Origin of the sequence: Streptomyces sp. KL2 (assembly GCF_046529545.1) — a bacterium.
Classification (GTDB): domain Bacteria; phylum Actinomycetota; class Actinomycetes; order Streptomycetales; family Streptomycetaceae; genus Streptomyces; species Streptomyces radiopugnans.
In genome coordinates, this window is sequence record NZ_CP127170.1 from 2,752,455 (window position 1) to 2,773,044 (window position 20,590).

The following is a 20,590-nucleotide window of genomic DNA, read 5'->3' on the forward strand; positions in this document are numbered from 1 at the left end:
GAGACCGGCTACCCGGGGTACGGGAGTGCCGGGCGAGGCGGAGGAGAGGCGCGTATGGAGACGGCGGCGGGATCGGGACCGGCGGGGCCAAGGGGTCTCGGGGGCGCGCGCGAGCGGCGCGTGCCCGGAGCGGACGGGGTGGAGCTGTGCGTCGCCGAGCTGGGCGAGGCGGTGGGAGCGGACGGGAGCCGCCGCCCCACGGTGGTCCTGCTGCACGGTTACCCGGACTCCAAGGAGGTCTGGGCGCCGGTGGCCGAACGGCTGGCGGACCGCTTCCACGTGGTGCTGTACGACGTGCGCGGCTGCGGCCGGTCCGCCGCCCCGAAGCCGCTGCGCGGCGGCTTCACCCTGGAGCGGCTGACCGGCGACTTCCTGGCGGTCGCGGACGCGGTCAGCCCCCGCGACCCGGTGCACCTGGTCGGGCACGACTGGGGTTCGGTGCAGGGCTGGGAGTTCGCCACGGCCGAGCGCACCCGGGGCCGGATCGCCTCCTTCACCTCGATGTCCGGGCCGTCCCTGGACCACTTCGGGCACTGGTTCCGCAGGCGGCTGACCCGTCCCACCCCGCGGCGCCTGGCCCAGGCGCTGGGGCAGGGCGCCCGCTCCTGGTACGTGTACGCGATGCATGTGCCCGTCCTGCCGGAGCTGGCCTGGCGGGGGCCGCTGGGCAGGGCCTGGCCGGGCATGCTGCGGCGCTCCGAGGGCATCTCGGGCGACGGCTACCCCGCGTCCTCGCTGCCGCGCGACGCCGCGCACGGCCTGTGGCTGTACCGCGACAACGTGCGGGCCCGGATGCGCCGGCCGCGCGAGGACGCCTACGCCCATGTGCCCGTGCAGCTCGTCACCCCGACCGGCGACCCGTTCCTCTCCCCCGCGCTGCGGGACGAGGCGGAGCGGTGGACGCCCCGTCTGACGTGCCGCGCCCTGCCGGCCGGCCACTGGGCGCCGCGTACCCGGCCCGACCGGCTGGCCGCCTGGATCGGCTCGTTCGTCGAGGACTGCGAGGCGTACGGGGCACGCGGCGGTGGAGACGGCGGTGGAGACGGCGGTGAGGTGGGCGCACCGGCGACGGTACGGCGCGGCGGCCTGCGCGGGCGCCGGGGGCGCGCGCGGCAGGAGGAGTACGCGGAGCACTTCGGCGGCCTGCTGGTGCTGGTCACCGGCGCGGCCCGGGGCATCGGCCGCGAGACGGCGCTGGCCTTCGCCCGGGCCGGCGCCCGGGTCGTCGCCGTGGACGTCCGGGGCGAGGAGGCGGCGCGTACGGCCGAGCTGGCCCGGCGGGCCGGCGCGCAGGGCGCGTGGGCCGAGACCGTCGACGTCGCCGACGGGGCGGCGATGGAGGCGCTGGCGCGGAAGGTGGCCGCCGAGCACGGCGTGGTGGACGTGCTGGTCAACAACGCCGGGATCGCGGCGGCCGGGCCGTTCCTGGAGCACACCGCGGACGACTGGGAGGCGGTCCTGGGCTCCAACCTGTGGAGCGTCATCCACGGCTGCCGCCTCTTCGGGCGGCAGATGTCCGAGCGGGGGCAGGGGGGCCACATCGTCAACGTCGTCTCCTGCGCCGCCTACGAGCCCTCCCGGGCCCTGCCCGCGTACTGCACCTCCAAGGCGGGGGCGCTGATGCTCAGCCAGGTGCTGCGCGCGGACCTGGCCGGCGAGGACATCGGGGTCTCGGCGGTCTGCCCCGGCATCGTCAGCACCTCGATCATCGAGGACACGCGCTTCCGCGGCACCGACGAGCGGGACGCCGAGCGCCGCCGCAGGAGGGCCCTCCAGGTCTACCGGATCCGCAGGTTCGCCCCGGAGAGGGTCGCCGACGCGGTGCTGCGCTCGGTCGTCCGGAACAAGGCGGTGGTCCCGGTGAACCTGGAGGCGTGGGGCGGTGTGGTGCTGGCCCGGCTGGCGCCGAGCGTCCTGCGGGCCTTCGCGCGGATCAACGTGCGGGCGTGAGGAGGCGTTGGCGGCCCCGGCGAACGTGAAAACGAGGTGCGCCGCGGTGAGTCCCGGGGCACCCTGGCCGGATATGGACGACCGGCGCCGCAAGCGGATCTCGAAGTACGTCGCACGGCATCTGCGGCACGCTCCCGAGCGGATCGGGCTCACCCTGGACGCCCACGGCTGGGTGGGTGTCGGGGAACTGCTGGACGCCGCGGCGCGCGACGGCTTCCGGCTCACCCGCGAGGAGTTGGAAGAGGTCGTCGTCACCAACGACAAGCGGCGCTTCACACTCGATCCCGAGCGGGACCGCATCCGGGCCGCCCAGGGGCACACCGTCGGCGTGGATCTGGGCCTGCACCCCGCCGAACCGCCTCCGTACCTCTTCCACGGGACGGTCGGGCGGTACGTGGCGGATATCCGGCGGGACGGCCTGCGGGCGATGGCGCGTCACGACGTCCACCTCTCGCCCGACCGCGAGACGGCCGCCGCCGTGGGCGCGCGGCGCGGGAAGCCGGTGGTGCTGGTGGTGGACGCCGGGGCGATGCACCGGGACGGGTACACGTTCCGGGTCAGCGACAACGGGGTGTGGCTGGTGCCGCGGGTACCACCGGAGTACCTGCGCCTGCCCGGCTGACGCGGGGCCGCCCGGCCGGGGACCGGCGGCGTGCCGCACGTAGGCTCGTGGCATGCGTCTGAGCACCGTGATCCTTCCCGTCGACCGCTGGCACGAGGGGGGCCGCGCGAAGTGGCGGCGCGCCGAGGAACTCGGCTTCCACGCCGCGTACACCTACGACCACCTGTCCTGGCGCATCCCGTTCCGCGACGGGCCGTGGTTCGGTGCCGTGCCCACGCTGACGGCCGCCGCGGGCGTCACGGAGCGGATGCGCCTGGGCACCCTCGTCACCTCCCCCAACTTCCGGCACCCGGTGACGCTCGCCAAGGAGCTGATCTCGCTCGACGACGTCTCGGGCGGCCGGATCACCCTGGGGATCGGTGCGGGCGGCAGCGGCTTCGACGCGACCGCGCTCGGCCAGGAGCCGTGGACGCCGCGCGAGCGCGCCGACCGCTTCGGCGAGTTCGTGCCGCTGCTGGACCGGCTGCTGACCGAGGGCTCGGTCTCGCAGCGGGGCGCCTTCTACTCGGCGAGGGAGGTGCGGAACCTCCCCGGCTGCGTCCAGCGGCCCCGGCTGCCGTTCGCGGTGGCGGCCACCGGGCCGCGCGGGATGAGGCTGGCCGCCCGGTACGGGCAGGCGTGGGTGACCACCGGCGACCCGAAGCTGTACGAGACCGGGACGCCCCAGCAGTCGGTGGCGGCGCTGCGCGGGCAGGTCGAGCGGCTCGGCGAGGCGTGCGCGGAGCTCGGCCGGGACGCGGCCGAGCTCGGCAAGGTCCTGCTGCACGGCTTCACCCCGGACCGGAACGGGCCGCTGGAGTCGGTGGAGGCGTTCGTCGACTTCGCGGGCCGCCACCGCGAACTGGGCTTCACCGAGATCGCGGTCCACTGGCCGATCCCCGGCTCGGGCTTCGCCGCCGACCAGGCCGTCTTCGAGCGCATCGCCACGGAAGCGGCCGCCCGGCTCGGATGAGTGGGGCCGGATTCCCGGCGTGCCCCGTGCGGTGGGCCTCCTCCGTGCCGGCGGCGGGGCCGGTCCCGTGGGTGGAAGCGGGGCGGCGGGCGGCGGGCGTTTCGCGCCATGCCCGGTGCGGCCCGTGGACGATTCGTGGCGTTCTCCCTGCGCGGACGGCCGGACGTCCATGAGTTCGGCTGTCCGTGTCCACCCGGTTTCGGATGCGTTCGCCCCGTGGCTCATTCGGGCACCTTGGCGCACGCCTGTGCGGGCATATGCGGGACCATGGGGAGCGTGACCCATGTTCCCGCGCCCCCGATGACACGCCCGCGCCTCATCGCCACCGATCTTGACGGCACACTGCTGCGCGACGACAAGTCCGTCTCCGACCGCACGGTCGCGGCACTCGCCGCCGCCGAGGAGGCCGGGATCGAGGTCTTCTTCGTCACCGGGCGGCCGGCCCGCTGGATGGGTGTGGTCAGCGACCACGTGCACGGGCACGGTCTGGCGATCTGCGCCAACGGCGCGGCCGTCGTCGACCTGCACCGGGGGCGGCGGATCGTGCAGGTCCGGGAGCTGCCGCGCGAGACCGCCCTGACCGTGGTGGAGGAGCTGCGGACGGCCGCCCCCGACGTGAGCTTCGCGGTCGAGCGGACCGGGGGCATCCACTACGAGCCGCAGTACCCTCAGTTCCACCTCGACCCCGGCGCACTGATCGCACCGGCCGAGAAGCTGCTGGCGGACGAGGCCGAGTACGCCGACGAGCCGGTGCTCAAGCTGCTGGCCCACCACACCGAACTGGTTCCGGACGAGTTCCTGGGCATGGCGCGCGAGGCGGCGGGCCACCACGCGGAGTTCACCCGCTCCAGCCCGAGCGCACTGCTGGAGGTCAGCGGTCCCGGCGTCAGCAAGGCCAGCACCCTGGCCCGGTGCTGCGCGCAGCGCGGGGTGGCGGCCGAGGAGGTCGTCGCCTTCGGCGACATGCCCAACGACCTGGAGATGCTGTCCTGGGCCGGCACCTCGTACGCCATGGCCAACGCCCATCCGGCGGTGCTGGCCGCGACCACGCACCGCACGGCCGCCAACGAGGAGGACGGCGTGGCCGCCGTCATCGAACGGCTGCTGGAGCTGCCGCCGGCCGGCTGACGGCCGCGGATGCGCGCGGGGTGCGGGAACGTTCCGGCGGCGAACGTTCCGGCAGCGAACGTTCCGGCAGCGGGCTACTCCGGTTCGCACGCCGGCGGCGCTTGCCCTGGAGTGCCCTCCAAACGCCAGCATGGGCCTCCGAGCGCGGCGGTGACGCCGCACGGACGAGAGGACCGCCGGTGAACACACCGTATTTCGCCCTGGGCGCCATGGACTTCGGCACCCGGCTGGACCCGGGTACCTCGATGGCTCTGCTCGACCGCTTCGTCGAGCGGGGCGGGCGGTGGATCGACACCGCCAACTGCTACAGCTTCTGGATGGACCCCTCCGGCGTCGGCGGGCAGAGCGAGACCGTGATCGGCCGGTGGCTGGCCGCCCGGCCCGGCGTACGCGACCGGGTGCTGATCAGCACCAAGGTGCGCCAGCAGCCGACCGTGCCGGGGAAGTGGCCGGAGTCCGCCGAGGGGCTGTCGGCGCCCGCCGTGCGCTCGGCGGTGCGGGAGAGCCTGAGACGGCTGGGCACGGAGTGGATCGACCTGTACTGGGCGCACGCGGAGGACCGCGACGTGCCCCTGGAGGAGACCGTCGGCGCCTTCGGCGAGGTGGTCTCGGAAGGGCTCGCCCGCCGGCTCGGCGCCTCCAACCACGCCGCCTGGCGCGTGGAGCGCGGCCGTGCGATCGCCCGTGCGGCGGGGGTGGCGGGCTGGACCGCCCTGCAGCTGCGGCACTCCTACGTCCGGCCGCGGCCGGGGGTGGTCCTCCCCGAGAGCGGGCACCGGCTCGCGACCGCCGAGTCGCTCGACTACGTGCGCAGCGAGCCGGACGTGGACCTGTGGGCCTACTCCTCGCTGCTGTGGGGCTCCTACACCCGCTCCGACCGCCCGCTGCCCGAGCACTACGACCACCCCGGTACGGCGCGGCGCCTGGCCGTGCTCGGGGAGGTGGCCGCCGAGACCGGGGCCACCGCGAACCAGGTGGTGCTGGCATGGCTGACCGGCGGGGACCCGGCCGTCGTGCCGATCGTCGGGGTGAGCCGGACCGAGCAGCTCGACGAGGCGTTCGGCGCGATGGAGCTGCGGCTGGACGAGGGGCAGCGGCGGCGGCTGGACGAGGCGGCCTGAGGGCGGCCCCGGGACGGGGCCCACCGGCCGGTGCACCCGTCGTCAGCCCGGGGCCGCGACCGGTTCCCCGGTGGCCCGCTCCCGCTCCAGCATCCGCCGGAAGGGGCCGTCCGCCGCGGCCAGTTCCCCGTACGGGCCGCGCTGGACGGCGCGGCCGCCGTCGAGGACGACCACCTCGTCCACCGCCTCCAGCCCGGCCAGCCGGTGGGTGATCAGCACGGTGGTGCGGCCCTCGGTGGCGGCCAGCAGATCGGCGGTCAGGGCGTCCGCGGTGGCCAGGTCCAGGTGCTCGGCGGGCTCGTCCAGCACGAGGACGGGGAAGTCGGCGAGCAGCGCGCGGGCCAGTGCCAGACGCTGGCGCTGGCCGCCGGAGAGCCGCGCGCCGAACTCGCCGACGAGGGTGTCCAGGCCGTCGGGCAGCTCGCCGACCCAGTCGTCGAGACGGGCGGCGGCCAGGGCGGCGTGGAGGTCGCCGTCGGTGGCCGGCGGCCTGGCCAGGCGGAGGTTCTCGCGCAGGGAGCTGTCGAAGATGTGCGCGTCCTGGGCGCACAGGCCGACGAGGCGGCGTACGTCGTCGGGGTCGAGGGTGAGGGCGTCGGCGGCGTCCGCGCCGAGGGTGTAGCCGCCGGACTCGGGGTCGAGGAAGCGCAGCAGGACGTGGGCCAGGGTGGTCTTGCCCGAGCCGGAGGGGCCGACGACCGCGACGCGCCGGCCGGGGGTCAGGGTCAGGTCCACCTCCCGCAGGGCCGGGTGGTCCTGGCCCGGGTGGCGGGCGGTGAGGGCGGTGAGGACCAGGGGGAACGGGTCGGCGGGCGCCGGGGCGGGGTCCTCCGGCTCGCGTACGGGGGCGGGCGCGTCGATCACCTCGTGGACGCGTTCGGCGGAGCGGCGGGTGCGCTGCCGGTGCTGGGCGGCGAGCGGCATCCCGGAGACCGCCTCGAAGGCGGCCAGCGGGGTGAGCACGACCACCGCCATGAGAAGGCCGTCCAGCCGCCCCCCGTGGACGGCCGCGGCGCCGGACCAGGCGGCCGCGGTGACGGTGAGCCCGGCGGCGAGCGCGGACAGCCCGCCGCCGAGCGCGGTGACGGCGGAGCTGCGGGCGGCCAGGCGGGTCAGCGCGGCGTCGGCGTCGCGTACGGCCCGGATACGGCGGGGCAGCGCTCCGGCGACGGTCAGCTCGGCGGTGCCGGTGAGCAGGTCGACGGTGCGGACGGTCAGCTCGCCGCGGGCGGGCGCGAGGCGGCGCTCGGTGCGGCGGGAGACGGCGGCGGCGAGCGCGGGGACGGCGACGCCGGCGGTCAGGAGGCCGACGGCGAGGGCCGCCCCCGCCTCGGGCAGGAGCCACGCGGTGAAGACGGTGGCCGAGAGGGAGACGGCGGCGGCGACCGCGGCGGGGAGCAGCCAGCGCAGGAAGTAGTCCTGGAGGGTGTCGACGTCGGCGACGAGCCGGGCGAGCAGGTCGCCGCGCCGGGTGTGGCGCAGTCCGGCGGGGGCGAGGCGCTCCAGCCGGCGGTAGACGGTGACGCGCAGGTCGGCCAGGACGCGGAAGACGGCGTCGTGGGAGACGAGTCGCTCGGCGTAGCGGAAGACGGCGCGGCCGATGCCGAAGGCGCGGGTCGCGGTGACGGCGACCATCAGGTACAGCACGGGCGGCTGCTGGGAGGCGCGGGAGATCAGCCAGCCGGAGGAGGCCATGAGGCCGACGGCGCTGAGGAGGGCGAGGGAGCCGAGGAGCAGGGCGAGCGCGAAGCGGCCGCGCAGGGGGCGCGCGACGCGGCGTACGCGGGTGAGGGGGTGGGGGGCGGGTGCGTTCCCGGGTGCGGGTGCGTCGGTGGGGGCTGTGGGGGCGGTGCGTGCGGGGGCCGGGGCCGGTCCGGGTGCGGGGTGGTCCGCCCGGCGGGCGGGGGGCTCCGTCCCCTCCGGCGCGCTGCCGGGGACGGGTGGGGTGACCTCCGTTGCGCCGGTGGGGGTGAGGCGGACGACGCGGTCGGCGAGGGGGAGCAGCGCGGGGCGGTGGACGATCAGGATGACCGTGCGGTCGCGGGCGAGACGGGCGATCGCGTCGACGACCTGGGCCTCGGTGGCGCCGTCGAGGGCGGCGGTGGGTTCGTCGAGGAGGACGACCGGGCGGTCGGCGAGGAAGGCGCGGGCGAGGGCGACGCGCCGGCGCTGGCCGGCGGAGAGGCCGGCGCCCGCCTCGCCGAGGGCGGTGTGCGGGGAGAGGTCGGGGGCTCCGGCGTCGGCCAGGGCCCGCAGGACTTCGGCGTCGGTGGCGCCGGGGCGGGTCAGGCGGACGTTGTCGGCGATCGTCCCGGCGAAGAGGTGGGGGTGCTGGGGGACCCAGGCGATCTGGGAGTGCCAGGTGGCCGGGTCGAGGGTGGACAGGTCCTGGCCGCCGACGGTGATACGGCCGGCGGTGGGGGTGGTGAGGCCGAGGAGGGCGGTCAGCAGTGTCGTCTTGCCGGCGCCGGAGGGGCCGGTGACGGCGACGGTCTCGCCGGGGGCCACGGTGAGGGTGGTGGGGGGCAGCGAGTCGGTGGCGCGGCCCTCGTGGCGGACGGCGAGGCCGTCGAGGGCGATGGTCGCGGTGCGCGCGTCGGGGGCGGGGGTGGTGCCGGTGGGGGCGGGTTCGGTTTCGAGGGTGGAGAAGACCTCCTCCGCCGCGGACAGGCCCTCGGCCGCGGCGTGGTAGTGGACGCCGACCTGGCGCAGGGGGAGGTACGCCTCGGGGGCGAGGATCAGCACGACCAGGCCGGTGTAGAGGTCGAGTTCGCCGTGGACCAGGCGCATGCCGATGCCGACCGCGACGAGGGCGACGGAGATCGTCGAGAGCAGTTCGAGGACGAAGGAGGAGAGGAACGCGATCCGCAGGGTGCGCAGGGTCGCGCGGCGGTAGTCGGCGGTGATGGCGCGGATGTTCTCCGCCTGGGCCTTGGCCCGGCCGAAGACCTTGAGGGTGGGCAGGCCCGCGACGACGTCGAGGAAGTGGCCGGACAGGCGGGACAGCAGGCGCCACTGGCGGTCCGTGCGGGCCTGGGTCGCCCAGCCGATCAGGACCATGAAGACCGGGATCAGGGGGAGGGTGACGGCGATGGTCGCCGCCGAGATCCAGTCGTCGGTGAAGATGCGCGCGATCAGGGCGGCGGGGACGACGACGGCCAGCGCGAGCTGGGGGAGGTAGCGGGCGAAGTAGTCGTCGAGGGCGTCGATGCCGCGGGTGGCGAGGTTGGCCAGTTCGCCGGTGGGCTTGTCCAGGCGGGCGGGGCCGAGGGTGGTGGCGTGGGTGAGCAGGCGCAGGCGCAGTTCGGACTTGACCGCGGCGGAGGAGCGGTGGGCGGCCAGCTCGGTGAGCCAGGAGACCAGGGCGCGGCCCAGGGAGACGGCGGCGAGGAGGACGAGCGGGGTGGTGAGTTCGGCGGGGGGTGTGTGGTGCTGGAAGGCCCGTACGACGATCTCGGCGATGAGCATGGCCTGGGCGATGACCAGGCCCGCTCCGGCCAGGCCCAGCGCCACGGCGGCCGCGAGGAAGACGCGGGTGGTGCGGGCGTACCGGAGCAGGCGGGGGTCGACGGGCTTCATGTGCGGGTGGTTTCCGGTTCCGGGTTCGGGGTGTCGGGGGCCGTGTCGGCCGGGTCCGCGATGTGCTGGGTGCCGATGCGCTTGCGGAAGACCCAGTATGTCCAGCCCTGGTAGAGCAGCACGAGCGGAGTGGCCAGGGCGGCCAGCCAGGTCATGATCGTCAGGGTGTAGGGGGAGGACGCGGAGTTGGTGACCGTCAGGCTCCAGGCGGGGTCGAGCGTGGAGGGCATGACGTTCGGGTAGAGCGCGAGGAAGAGCATGGCGACGGCCGCCACGACGGTGACGCCGGAGAGGGTGAAGGACCAGCCCTCGCGTCCGGCGGCGATCGCGCGGACGGCCGCGAGCAGGGCGAGGGCGGCGACCGCCAGGGCGGCCAGGGTGGCGGTGTCACCGCGGTCGAGCTGGGTCCAGCCGAGGAAGGCGACCGCGAGGGCGGCGGTGAACAGGCCCACGCGCACGGCGAGGGCACGGGCCCGGACGCGGATGTCGCCGACGGTCTTCAGGGCGGTGAAGACGGCGCCGTGGAAGGTGAACAGGGCGAGGGTGGTCGCGCCGCCGAGCAGGGCGTAGGGGTTCAGCAGGTCCAGGAGGCCGCCGGTGTACTCCTTCTCCGCGTCGATGGCGACGCCGCGGACGATGTTGGCGAAGGCCACGCCCCACAGGAAGGCGGGGAGCAGGGAGGTCCAGAAGATGGCCCGCTCCCAGTTGGTCTGCCACTCCTCCTCCGGCCGCTTGGCGCGGTACTCGAAGGCCACGCCCCGCACGATCAGGCAGACGAGGATGAGGAGGAGGGGCAGGTAGAAGCCGGAGAAGAGGGTGGCGTACCAGTCGGGGAAGGCGGCGAAGGTGGCCCCGCCGGCCGTCAGCAGCCAGACCTCGTTGCCGTCCCAGACCGGTCCGATGGTGTTGATCAGTACGCGGCGCTCGCGGCGGTCGCGGGCCAGTGTCCGGGTGAGGACGCCGACTCCGAAGTCGAAGCCCTCCAGGAAGAAGTAGCCGATCCACAGGACGGCGATCAGGACGAACCAGACGTCGTGGAGTTCCATCGGGAAACCTCGGTTGGACCTAGTAGGAGAAGGCCATGGGGCGGTCGGCGTCGTCCTTGTCGTGGCCGCCGATCCGGGCGGGCGGGTTGAGGTCGGTCTCGGTGAGCTCGGGCGGCCCGGCCTTGACGTACTTGGCCAGCAGCTTCACCTCGATCACGGCGAGGGCCGCGTACAGGAGGGTGAAGACGGTCATCGAGATCAGCACCTCGAGCTGGGAGACGCCGGGGGAGACGGCGGAGGAGGTGCGCAGCAGGCCGTAGACGACCCAGGGCTGGCGGCCCATCTCGGTGAAGATCCAGCCCCAGGCGTTGGCGATGAGCGGGAAGCCGAGGGTGAGGAAGGCGAGCTGCCAGTAGCGGCGGCTGAGGGCGGGGCCGAGCAGGCGGGTGGGGGTGAGGGCGAGGTTGGGGACCTCGTTCTCGGTGGTGCGGTGGTGTTCGGCCAGGAGGAGGCGGCGGCGGGTGAGCCACAGGCCGAGTGCGCCGAGGGCGGTGGAGGCCATGCCGAAGCCGATCATCCAGCGGAAGCCCCAGTAGGCGACGGGGATGTTGGGCCTGTAGTCGCCGGGGCCGTACTTCTCCTGGAGGGCCTCGTTGGTGTCGTTGATGCCGGGGACGGGGCTGGAGAAGTCGCTGTGGGCGAGGAAGGAGAGCAGACCGGGGATCTCGACGGCGACCTTGTTGTGGCCCTCGTCGACGTCGCCGTAGGCGAAGACGGAGAACGGCGCGGGCCCCTCGGTCTCCCACAGTGCCTCGGCCGCGGCCATCTTCATCGGCTGCTGCTCGTACATGATCTTGCCCAGGTGGTCGCCGCTGACGGCGGTGAGCGCTCCGGCGGCGACCATGGTCACCAGGCCCAGGCGCAGCGAGGTGCGCATCACCGGGATGTGGCGGCGGCGCATCAGGTGGTACGCGGCGATGCCGGCCATGAAGGCGCCGCCGGTGAGGAAGGCGGCGGTCATGGTGTGGAAGAACTGCGCCACGGCGGTGTTCTGGGTGAGCACCGCGAGGAAGTCGGTGAGTTCGGCGCGGCCGGACTCGGGGTCGACGCGGTAGCCGACCGGGTGCTGCATCCAGGAGTTGGCGGCCAGGATGAAGTACGCGGACAGGACCGTGCCGATGGAGACCATCCAGATGGTGGCCAGGTGGATCCTCTTCGGCAGCTTGTCCCAGCCGAAGATCCACAGGCCGATGAAGGTGGACTCGAAGAAGAACGCGATCAGCGCCTCGAAGGCGAGGGGCGCTCCGAAGACGTCCCCGACGAAGCGGGAGTAGTCGGACCAGTTCATGCCGAACTGGAACTCCTGCACGATGCCGGTGACGACGCCCATCGCGATGTTGATCAGGAACAGCTTGCCCCAGAACTTCGTCGCCCTGAGGTAGACCTCGCGGCCGGTGCGCACCCAGGCGGTCTGGAGGCCGGCGGTGAGGGCGGCGAGCGAGATGGTCAGGGGGACGAAGAGGAAGTGGTAGACGGTGGTGATGCCGAACTGCCACCGCGCCAGGGTCTCCGGGGCCAGAGCTAGGTCCACGGCATTCTCCCAAAGTGGACATGGTGTGACGTAACACACGCGCTCGTGAATGCGTTCACATTCACAAGAAGTATGACGCACTTATGTTCATTCCCTCCCACCGGGGGGTGGGAGGGAATGAACGTCCCGTTCGGGGGGTCTTTGGTCCCGGGCCGGTGGGGCTGGAGGTCCTTACCGCACGTCCTTGCGGAAGTCCTGCGCGGCCTTGAGGAAGAGGTCGTTGGCCTCCGTCTCGCCGATCGTGACGCGGACCCCCTCGCCCGCGAACGGCCGCACCATCACGCCCGCCGCTTCGCAGGCCGCGGCGAAGTCGCCCGTGCGCTCCCCCAGCCGCAGCCAGACGAAGTTCGCCTGCGTCTCGGGAACCGTCCAGCCCTGCGCGGTCAGCTCGCGCACCACCCGGGTCCGCTCGGCGACCAGGGCGTCCACGCGTTCCAGCAGCGCGGCCTCGCTGCGCAGCGAGGCGACCGCCGCGTCCTGCGCGATCTGGCTCACGCCGAACGGCACCGCCGTCTTGCGCAGCGCCGCCGCCACCGGCTCGTGGGCGACGGCGAAGCCGACCCGCAGCCCGGCCAGGCCGTACGCCTTGGAGAAGGTCCGCAGCACGCAGACGTTCGGGCGGTCGCGGTACAGCTCGATGCCGTCCGGGATCTCCTCGTCGCGGACGAACTCGCGGTACGCCTCGTCCAGCACCACCAGCACGTCGCCGGGGACGCGGTCCAGGAAGCGCTCCAGCCCGGCGCGGCGGACGGCGGTGCCGGTGGGGTTGTTGGGGTTGCAGACGAAGACCAGGCGCGTGCGCTCGGTGACGGCGTCGGCCATCGCGTCCAGGTCGTGCCTCTCGTCGCCGTCCAGCGGCACCCGGACGGAGGCCGCGCCGGAGATCTGGGTGATGATCGGGTACGCCTCGAAGGAACGCCAGGCGTAGACCACCTCGTCGCCGGGGCCGGCGGTGGCCTGGAGGAGCTGCTGGGCGACGCCGACGGAGCCGGTGCCGGTCGCGATGTGGCTCATCGGCACCCCGAAGCGGTGCGACAGCTCCGACGTCAGGAGGCCGCAGGCCATGTCCGGGTAGCGGTGGAAGGAGCCGGCGGCGGTGGTGGCGGCCTCCAGGACCCCGGGCAGCGGCGGGTAGGGGTTCTCGTTGGAGGACAGCTTGTACGCGGCGGGGCCGCCGGCGGCCGCCGGACGACCCGGCCTGTAGGTGGGGATCCCCTCCAGCACCGCGCGCAGTTTCGGGGCCATCTCCGTCATGCCAGGTCCTCCTCGACCCTTCGGGGCCAGTCGTGGAGCGGCCGTGCCGCCGCTCATACCACCAATGCTGCACACCTTAGAAGGATTCCCCGGAACGGCGTAGGGCCCGGTGAGAAGGGCGCATTCGCAGAAGCGTGCGCCGGTGGCGCGCGCCCTGGCGCGCATCACCCGTGGAGGTGAGTTGAGACAGCTTTGAGACCTCCCCCCTTCTGCTGGAGCAAGCGGTGAAGTATCCGCAGAAAAGATGGCCCGGCGGCTCAACTACCGTCTATTCCATGGTCGTTACCACTGATCCGGCTTGCAGAATCGTCTCTTCTCCTGTTGTCCTGTACACCCCCGCAAACGGCGCGGCGCGGCCCTAGTATCAGCACGCCATGACAGCAGCAGGGAAGCACCAGGTGAGCCGGGCCCACGGCCGTCGGCTGGGGCGGGCGGGCATCCGGGACGTGGCCGCGGCGGCCGGCGTCTCGATCACGACCGTCTCCGACGCGCTCAACGGCAAGGGCCGCCTGCCCGACGCCACCCGACGCCACGTCCGCGAGGTCGCCGACCGGCTCGGCTACCGCCCCTCCGCGGCGGCCCGCACACTCCGCACCGGCAAGTCGGGGCTGATCGGACTGACGGTCACGACCTACGGCGAGGAACCCTTCACCTTCACCGAGTTCGCCTACTTCGCCGAGATGGCCCGCGCCGCCTCCTCCGCGGCCCTGGCCCGCGGCTACGCCCTGGTGATCCTCCCCGGCAGCACCCGGCAGAGCCCCTACGACGTCTGGTCCAACGTCGCCCTCGACGGCACCGTCGTCATCGACCCCTCCGACCGCGACCCCGTCGTCACCGAGCTGGTCCGCCAGGGCATCCCCGTGGTCTCCGACGGCCGCCCCTGCGGCGACCTGCCCGTCACCGCCTGGGTCGACAACGACCACGAGGCCGCGGTCACCGGCCTGCTCGACCACCTCGCCGCCGCCGGCGCCCGCCGCATCGGCCTGCTCACCGGCACCAGCACCGACACCTACACCCGGCTTTCCACCAAGGCCTACCTGCGCTGGTGCGAGCGCGCCGGGCAGGACCCGGTGTACGAGGCCTACCCGGCCCACGACCCCTGCGCGGGCGCCGTCGCCGCCGACAGACTGCTGGCCCGGCCCGACCGCCCCGACGCCGTGTACGGGCTCTTCGACCCCAACGGCACCGACCTGCTCGCCGCCGCCCGCCGGTACGGGCTGCGCGTCCCCGACGACCTGCTGCTGGTGTGCTGCAGCGAGTCCGCCGTCTACGCCGGCACCGAGCCGCCCATCACCACCCTGTCGCTGAAACCCGGGCGCATCGGCACCACCGTCGTCCAGCTGCTGATCGACGCCATCGAGGGCACCGGCGGCGGCCGCCCCGTCCAGCGGATCATGCCCACCGACCTGATCGTCCGCACGTCCTCGCAGCGCCGCCGGGCGCGGACGACGGTGAGCGCCCCCCGCTCCTCCGAAGACCGCGGCCGGTCCTAGGGCCCGTTCATTCCGGGGCGAACCGACCGCTCTCCGGCTCCCGTCCGGCCCCGGCCCGAATTGCCGTCCCCCGGGTGCGTCACAAGGCGCGACCTGCGTTCCTATGATGGGCCCACGACACCGGGACCGGCTCTCGACACGGGGCGACCCGCGGGAGGCGGAGAGAGGTCCGGCAGGTGCAGGCGCGCGCGATGGTGGAGGGGCCGATGACTCAGGGGGCCGGTCGGGGATCCGACATGTGGCACGGCGCGGGCGTGACGGGTTCGGGCGTGGTGAGTTCCGGCCCGGTGAGTTCGGGTGCGACGGGTCCGGGTGCGATGGGTTCCGGGGCTCCGGGCGCCGCCGAACCGCGCCCGGAGGGGTACACCCCCACCCAGCGCGACCTGCCCGTCATCGGCGCGGCCTCCACGGTCCCCACCCCCACACTGGTCGACACGCCCTCGCCCGCCGCCGGCGGCGGCGAGCAGGGCCCGCTGTACGTCGTCGGCGACGTCCACGGCTATCTGGACGAGCTGCGCACGGCCCTGCTGAACCAGGGGCTCATCGACACCGAGGACCACTGGATCGCGGGCAACGCCCGGCTGTGGTTCCTGGGCGACTTCACCGACCGCGGCCCGGACGGCATCGGCGTCATCGACCTGGTGATGCAGCTCTCCGCCGAGGCCGCCGCCGCCGGCGGCTACTGCAAGGCGCTGATGGGCAACCACGAGCTGCTGCTGATCGGCGCCAAGCGCTTCGGCGACACCCCCGTCGGCTCCGGCGCGGGCACCGCCTCCTTCCAGGCGGCCTGGCTGCTCAACGGCGGGCAGCGCTCCGACATGGAGCGGCTCCAGGAGCACCACGTCCAGTGGATGTCCCGGCTGGACGCCATGGCCCTGGCCGACGACCACCTGCTGGTGCACTCCGACACCACCGCCTACCTGGAGTACGGCGCCACCATCACCGACGTCAACGACGCCGTCACCGAATCCCTCACCCACCACGACGCCGACGAGACCTGGGACCTGTTCCGCAAGTTCACCAAGCGCTTCGCCTTCCGCGACGAGGCCGGCGCCGCGGCGGCACGCGAACTGCTGGCCACCTACGGCGGGCGGCGCATCGTCCACGGCCACAGCCCGATCCCCTACCTGCTGGGCGAGGTCGGCTCCGAGGACGGCGAGGACGGCGCGCCCCAGGTGCACGGACCGCACGTCTACGCCGACTCGCTCGCGGTCGCCATGGACGGCGGAGTGACCATGGCCGGAAAGCTACTGGTGTCCCGGCTCCCCCTCCCCGCCTGAGCGGTGTCTCCCCCGGTGTCCGCTTGATCCGCCCCCCTCATGCCGCCCGGAGGGTGAACACCGCCCGGTAGAGGCGCGTATTTTCCGGAAACACCCTGTCACCACCGGAACGAACCGCTCTACCATCGGGTCCCTGTCTCAAGCGAGCTCTCCTCCGTTTCCGGCCCCGCGGGCCTTACGGAGCACCGGGGGATGCACATGAACACCGCTCCGCACCTGCGTCTTGAGGACCGCCCCGAGTTCGAACGGGTCCTCGACGAGGCACTGCGCGCCGTACGCGACCGCCCCGAACCGGCCGCCGGAAGACGGCTGACCACCGAGCAGCTGCGCACCATGGCGATCGGCGCCGCCGCGGCGATCGCCGCCTGCGCGGCGGCGGAGTACGAGCACTTCGTGTCGCTCCGCGACGAGCTGCGCCGCCCCGGCCACGCGCCCTCCTCGCAGGGGGCCGCGGGCGTGCCCGGAGGATCTGGTTCCGATCCCGTTTCGAGCGGTGCCGGACTGTTCGCCACGCTCTCCGTCCTGGCGCCCGTACTGGCCGGGTCCGCGGCACTGATCTTCCTCCTGGTCGGCCATCTGCTGCGGGTGATGGACCCCGAACCGTCCATCGCCGCGCCGATGCGTACCGCGGGCTGGGCCTTCGCCGCCCTGACCGCCGCCTCGCTGCTGGCCGCGTGCGTCGGGCTGCTGGTCACCGCGGTGCGCCACGGCGCCGGCGCGATCCGGGCGGGCGGGCCCAGCGGGCAGAGCGCACTCGCCGACGAGGTGGCGCGGGCGCGCACGGTCTGGCGCACGGCACTGCTGGAGCGCGGGGTGCGGCCCTTCCTCGGCGAGGCGCTGGCCGGATCCGCCGCGGAGACCGAGGAGACCGCGGAGGCCACTGGGTCCGCGGGCGCGCTGGAGACATCCGGGATCCCGGGGGCGGGGAAGGCGCCGCGGGAAAGCCGCCACCCCAGGCTGGGCTACAGCCATCCGGGCTTCTCCAGCCCGGCCTCGAAAGTGCCCCGCGACACGGACGCCGGGCCCCGCTTCACCAGCCCGGACTTCAGCAGCCCCGACTTCGGCGGCCCCGAGCACCCCCTCGACCGGGCCCCGGACCGGGCCGCCGACTGAGCCGCCGACCGGGCCGTCGACCGGGCCGTCGACCGGGCCGCCTCCGGACCCCGGCACCCGTAAGGCGGCCGGGCCCGTAAAGCGGTGGGACCGGCGGGTTCCCGCTGGCATCCTGGGGAGGGTGACGGACCGACCACAGACTCCCGGCGGCTCTCCGCCGCCCCGCGGACTGCTCCTCCGCGTCTCCCCCGAACTGCGGATCTTCCTGCCCTCGCGCCACCGCGGCGCCGAACTCCTCCCCGTGCCCCACGACGGCACCTCCTCGCTCGTCCACGTCGTGCAGTCCGCGGGCATCCCGCTGACCGAGGTGGGCGCGCTCGTCCTGGAGGACGCCGCCGGGAACAGCGGCGGGGAGCGGCGGGTGGAGCCCTCGTACCGCCCCGAGGCGGACCGGACGGTCCGGATCGAGTCCGTCGTACGCCCGCAACGGGTCCCGGACGGGCCCCCGCGCTTCCTGCTGGACGTCCACCTGGGCACGCTGGCCCGGCGGCTGCGCCTGGTGACCGGCGCCGACACCGCCTACCACAACGACATGGACGACCCCGCCCTGGTCGAGCAGGCCAACGCCGAGCGGCGCGTCCTGCTCACCCAGGACCGCGGGCTGCTGATGCGGCGGCAGCTGTGGATGGGCGCCTATGTGCGCGGCTCGCGCCCGGACGACCAGCTCGCCGACGTCCTGGACCGTTTCGACCTGCCGCTGGCGCCGTGGACGCGGTGCACGGCGTGCAACGGGCTCCTCGCCGACGTGCCCAAGACCGAGGTCGAGCACCTGCTCCGCCCCGGCACCCGCCGCACCTACGACACCTTCGCCCGCTGCCGCGACTGCGGGCGCGTCTACTGGCGCGGGGCCCACGGGGACCGGCTGGAGGCGCTGGTGGCGGAGGCCGCCGGGACGGCGGGCGAGCGGGAGGCCGGCACGCCGTAGGCGCTCAGTCGATCAGCCCCAGGCGCGCGGCGCGCACCCCCGCCGCGAACCGGCTCCCCACCCCCAGCTTCTCGGTGATCCGGGTCATCATCCGCCGCAGCGTCCGCTCGGAGCAGCCGAGCCGCCGGGCGATGCTCTCGTCCTTGGTGCCGGTCGCGAGCAGGGCGAGGATCTCCCGCTCCTGCTCGGTGTACTCGTCGGCCGGGTGGGAGCCGTCGGCGCGCCGGACCCGGCCCGCGCCGTCGGGGTAGGGGCGCGCCACGTCCCACTCGTGTTCGAAGACCTGCGCGAAGCACAGCGCGACCCGCGAACTGCGCAGCAGCACGTCGCCGTCGCCGCCCAGGGGGTCGTCACCGGCGGGCATCAGCGTGACCGTGCGGTCCACCACGTGGAGGTAGAGGGGCAGGGCGGCGGCGACGCGGACCCGGGCGCCGGCCTCCCGCAGGGCATCGAGGTAGGCGGCGGCCCCCGGCCCGCGCGTCGCGCCGACGGTGGCCAGCATCCTGATCTCGGTTCCCCGGGCCAGGATGCGGCGGTCGTGGACGAGACTGGCCTCCAGCACCTCGGGGCCGGGGAAGGCGGTCCGCATGCACAGCACCTCCCGGCGCCCCACCGGCTCGAACTCGTCCAGCCGCTTGCGGAGCCGGTCGCGGTCCTCGATGAACTCCACCTCGACGCTCTCGTGTCCCGGCCCCCGGAACTCCGGGAGCAGGTCGAGGATGTCGTCGACGGCACGGAGGTTGCGGTCCAGGGTCTCGGCGGCCGACCGCAGCCAGGCGCGCTGCTCGCCGAACAGCTCCCGCAGGGCCCTCTCCGGTGAGCTGACCCCCTGGCCCTCGGGGTCGAGGAGCCTGCGCTCGGCGAGCCAGCGCCTGACCTCCTCGGGCATCTCCCCCGGCTGCGGGACTCGTGCCGCGCGGGTGCTCCTGAGCGTTCCGACCAGTTGCGTGTAGGCCTGCCTGGCCTCGGTCCCGATCTCGACCGCGTCGTCGCTGTCAGCGGACATGCCAAAAAAGTAGCCCGTGACCCGGACCTTCTCCATAGTGCGGCCGGCACGGAAGCCGCGCCCGGAGCTGGCCGGGTCCGGCCACGCCGGTTCCGACCCGGTCCCCGCACCGGATCACCGGGCTTAACGTGACGCCGCGGCACCGGGAACCGGAGGCCGCCGCCGCGTCACGCGGTGTCCCCCCTCAACGTGCCGGCGTACACCCGACGCGCCGGCCGACCACCGGAAGGTGTGCACCCCCATGAGACGAACGCACCTGGGCGCGCTGCTGCTCGCCATCCCCACCGCGCTGATACCCGCCGTCGCCTCCGCGGCCCCCGCCGCCGACTCCGCGCGTGCCGAGGCACCGCTGGTCAAGGTCGCACAGGCCCCGGACGCGCTGGTCGTCGAGGGGAACTACATCGTCACCCTGAAGCCCGGCGCCAAGGCTTCGAAGCTCGCCGGCGACAGGGGCATCAAGACCCGGCACGTCTACTCCGAGGCGCTCAACGGGTTCGCCGCGAAGCTGACGGACGGCCAGCTCAAGGCGCTCCAGCGCCACCCCTCCGTCGCGGCGATCGAGGAGGACCAGAAGATCACCGCCAGCGCCACCCAGTACAGCCCGCCCTGGGGCCTGGACCGGATCGACCAGCGCAACCGCCCGCTGGACGGCGCCTACACGTACAACCGCAACGGCGCCGGGGTGACGGCGTACATCATCGACACCGGCATCGACACCTCGCACCCCGACTTCGGCGGCCGGGCGCGCAACGTCTTCGACGCCTTCGGCGGCAACGGCCAGGACTGCCAGGGCCACGGCACCCATGTCGCCGGCACCGTCGGCGGCGCGACGTACGGCGTCGCCAAGGGCGTGGCGCTGCGCGGCGTCCGGGTGCTCAACTGCCAGGGCAGCGGCTCGTACTCGGGCATCATCGCCGGTTTCGACTGGGTCCGGCAGAACGCCGTCAAGCCCGCCGTGGCCAACGCCTCCCTGGGCGGCGGCTACTCGTCCGCGGTGAACACGGCCGCCACCAACCTGGCCAACTCCGGCGTCCACCTGTCCGTCGCCGCCGGCAACGAGAACCAGAACGCCTGCAACGTCTCCCCGGCCAGTGCCTCCGGCGTCCTCACCGTGGCCGCCTCGGACAGCTCCGACCGCAAGGCGTCCTTCAGCAACTGGGGCTCCTGCACCGACCTGTACGCCCCCGGCGTCTCCGTCACCTCCACCCGCATGGGCGGCGGCAGCACCGCGCTGAACGGTACGTCGATGGCGTCCCCGCACGCCGCCGGGGTGGCCGCGCTGTACAAGTCCGCCTACGGCGACGCCTCGTCCTCGACCGTCAGCAACTGGCTGACCAGCAACGCCACCGCCAACGTGATCAGCGGCAACGTCAGCGGCACGCCCAACCGCCTGCTGTTCAAGAACACTCTCTGACACACCCTCCGGCCGGCGCGAGCCGGCCGGAGCGGCCGCGGGCCGCCCCCGGTGCCGGGCGGTCCGCGGCGGCAGCACTCCGGGGGCGGGGAGGGCCCGGACATCCGTCCGGCCCTCCCCGCACGGTCGCGCCGACTCCACTCCTCCACAGGGCGATTGGCCTGAATCGATCGGTT

The 20,590-nt window shown here is 74.0% G+C and carries 15 protein-coding genes; 10 read left to right on the top strand and 5 right to left on the bottom strand.

Annotated elements, in window-relative coordinates:
- Positions 1–54: 54 nt before the first annotated feature.
- The 5 genes from QPK52_RS12480 (at position 55) to QPK52_RS12500 (ending at position 5,773) form a co-directional block, all read left to right on the top strand.
- The gene (locus QPK52_RS12480) at positions 55–1,950 is read left to right on the top strand and encodes an SDR family oxidoreductase (RefSeq protein WP_410537544.1); all 1,896 of its coding nucleotides are present in this window, start codon (positions 55–57) and stop codon (positions 1,948–1,950) included.
- A 73-nt stretch (positions 1,951–2,023) separates the two neighbouring features.
- Positions 2,024–2,572, top strand: a complete 549-nt coding sequence (locus QPK52_RS12485) for an RNA 2'-phosphotransferase (protein WP_410537545.1) — start codon at positions 2,024–2,026, stop codon at positions 2,570–2,572.
- A 52-nt stretch (positions 2,573–2,624) separates the two neighbouring features.
- The gene (locus tag QPK52_RS12490) at positions 2,625–3,524 is read left to right on the top strand and encodes an LLM class flavin-dependent oxidoreductase (RefSeq protein WP_410537546.1); all 900 of its coding nucleotides are present in this window, start codon (positions 2,625–2,627) and stop codon (positions 3,522–3,524) included.
- Positions 3,525–3,791: 267 nt separating this feature from the next.
- Complete coding sequence (locus QPK52_RS12495; protein WP_093657226.1) at positions 3,792–4,652, top strand: Cof-type HAD-IIB family hydrolase; 861 nt, start codon at positions 3,792–3,794, stop codon at positions 4,650–4,652.
- A 209-nt stretch (positions 4,653–4,861) separates the two neighbouring features.
- Positions 4,862–5,773: an aldo/keto reductase gene (locus tag QPK52_RS12500; RefSeq protein ID WP_410540310.1), complete on the top strand. Its 912-nt coding sequence runs from the start codon at positions 4,862–4,864 to the stop codon at positions 5,771–5,773.
- Between the two features lie 42 nt (positions 5,774–5,815).
- Here the strand turns inward: QPK52_RS12500 and cydD are convergent, their stop codons facing one another.
- From cydD to hisC, 4 genes are all read right to left on the bottom strand, one after another.
- Positions 5,816–9,352, bottom strand: coding sequence for a thiol reductant ABC exporter subunit CydD (gene cydD / locus QPK52_RS12505; protein WP_410537547.1), 3,537 nt, complete (start codon positions 9,350–9,352; stop codon positions 5,816–5,818).
- Positions 9,349–10,398, bottom strand: a complete 1,050-nt coding sequence (cydB, locus tag QPK52_RS12510) for a cytochrome d ubiquinol oxidase subunit II (RefSeq protein WP_410537548.1) — start codon at positions 10,396–10,398, stop codon at positions 9,349–9,351. The genes cydD and cydB overlap by 4 nt, the downstream gene beginning before the upstream one ends.
- A 19-nt stretch (positions 10,399–10,417) precedes the next feature.
- On the bottom strand, positions 10,418–11,929 hold the full coding sequence (locus QPK52_RS12515) for a cytochrome ubiquinol oxidase subunit I (protein WP_410537550.1): 1,512 nt from the start codon (positions 11,927–11,929) through the stop codon (positions 10,418–10,420).
- Between the two features lie 171 nt (positions 11,930–12,100).
- Positions 12,101–13,183 carry a histidinol-phosphate transaminase gene (gene hisC, locus QPK52_RS12520; protein WP_410537551.1) on the bottom strand — a complete coding sequence of 361 codons (1,083 nt, stop codon included), beginning with the start codon at positions 13,181–13,183 and terminating at the stop codon, positions 12,101–12,103.
- 374 nt (positions 13,184–13,557) lie between these two features.
- On the opposite strand from hisC, the gene QPK52_RS12525 reads away from it, so the two are divergent.
- The 4 genes from QPK52_RS12525 to QPK52_RS12540 all read left to right on the top strand — a co-directional run bounded on the left by QPK52_RS12525 (position 13,558) and on the right by QPK52_RS12540 (position 17,994).
- The gene (locus QPK52_RS12525; protein WP_410537552.1) at positions 13,558–14,676 is read left to right on the top strand and encodes a LacI family DNA-binding transcriptional regulator; all 1,119 of its coding nucleotides are present in this window, start codon (positions 13,558–13,560) and stop codon (positions 14,674–14,676) included.
- Between the two features lie 317 nt (positions 14,677–14,993).
- Positions 14,994–15,956 (top strand): metallophosphoesterase, encoded by a 963-nt coding sequence (locus QPK52_RS12530; protein WP_410537553.1) that lies wholly within the window; start codon positions 14,994–14,996, stop codon positions 15,954–15,956.
- Positions 15,957–16,154: 198 nt separating this feature from the next.
- Positions 16,155–17,069, top strand: coding sequence for a hypothetical protein (locus QPK52_RS12535; protein WP_410537554.1), 915 nt, complete (start codon positions 16,155–16,157; stop codon positions 17,067–17,069).
- A gap of 169 nt (positions 17,070–17,238) precedes the next feature.
- Entirely contained in the window at positions 17,239–17,994 is a 756-nt protein-coding gene (locus QPK52_RS12540; RefSeq protein ID WP_410540311.1) for a Mut7-C RNAse domain-containing protein, read from the top strand.
- A gap of 4 nt (positions 17,995–17,998) precedes the next feature.
- Here the strand turns inward: QPK52_RS12540 and QPK52_RS12545 are convergent, their stop codons facing one another.
- The gene (locus QPK52_RS12545) at positions 17,999–19,000 is read right to left on the bottom strand and encodes a LuxR C-terminal-related transcriptional regulator (RefSeq protein WP_410537555.1); all 1,002 of its coding nucleotides are present in this window, start codon (positions 18,998–19,000) and stop codon (positions 17,999–18,001) included.
- Between the two features lie 241 nt (positions 19,001–19,241).
- On the opposite strand from QPK52_RS12545, the gene QPK52_RS12550 reads away from it, so the two are divergent.
- Entirely contained in the window at positions 19,242–20,414 is a 1,173-nt protein-coding gene (locus QPK52_RS12550) for a S8 family peptidase (RefSeq protein WP_410537556.1), read from the top strand.
- The last annotated feature ends 176 nt before the right edge of the window (positions 20,415–20,590 follow it).

Coding starts and splice junctions, on each gene's coding strand:
- QPK52_RS12480 (WP_410537544.1), top strand. CDS start 55: ATGGAGACGGCGGCGGGATCGGGACCGGCGGGGCCAAGGGGTCTCGGG.
- QPK52_RS12485 (WP_410537545.1), top strand. CDS start 2,024: ATGGACGACCGGCGCCGCAAGCGGATCTCGAAGTACGTCGCACGGCAT.
- QPK52_RS12490 (WP_410537546.1), top strand. CDS start 2,625: ATGCGTCTGAGCACCGTGATCCTTCCCGTCGACCGCTGGCACGAGGGG.
- QPK52_RS12495 (WP_093657226.1), top strand. CDS start 3,792: ATGGGGAGCGTGACCCATGTTCCCGCGCCCCCGATGACACGCCCGCGC.
- QPK52_RS12500 (WP_410540310.1), top strand. CDS start 4,862: ATGGACTTCGGCACCCGGCTGGACCCGGGTACCTCGATGGCTCTGCTC.
- cydD (WP_410537547.1), bottom strand. CDS start 9,352: ATGAAGCCCGTCGACCCCCGCCTGCTCCGGTACGCCCGCACCACCCGC.
- cydB (WP_410537548.1), bottom strand. CDS start 10,398: ATGGAACTCCACGACGTCTGGTTCGTCCTGATCGCCGTCCTGTGGATC.
- hisC (WP_410537551.1), bottom strand. CDS start 13,183: ATGACGGAGATGGCCCCGAAACTGCGCGCGGTGCTGGAGGGGATCCCC.
- QPK52_RS12525 (WP_410537552.1), top strand. CDS start 13,558: ATGACAGCAGCAGGGAAGCACCAGGTGAGCCGGGCCCACGGCCGTCGG.
- QPK52_RS12530 (WP_410537553.1), top strand. CDS start 14,994: ATGGGTTCCGGGGCTCCGGGCGCCGCCGAACCGCGCCCGGAGGGGTAC.
- QPK52_RS12535 (WP_410537554.1), top strand. CDS start 16,155: ATGAACACCGCTCCGCACCTGCGTCTTGAGGACCGCCCCGAGTTCGAA.
- QPK52_RS12545 (WP_410537555.1), bottom strand. CDS start 19,000: ATGTCCGCTGACAGCGACGACGCGGTCGAGATCGGGACCGAGGCCAGG.
- QPK52_RS12550 (WP_410537556.1), top strand. CDS start 19,242: ATGAGACGAACGCACCTGGGCGCGCTGCTGCTCGCCATCCCCACCGCG.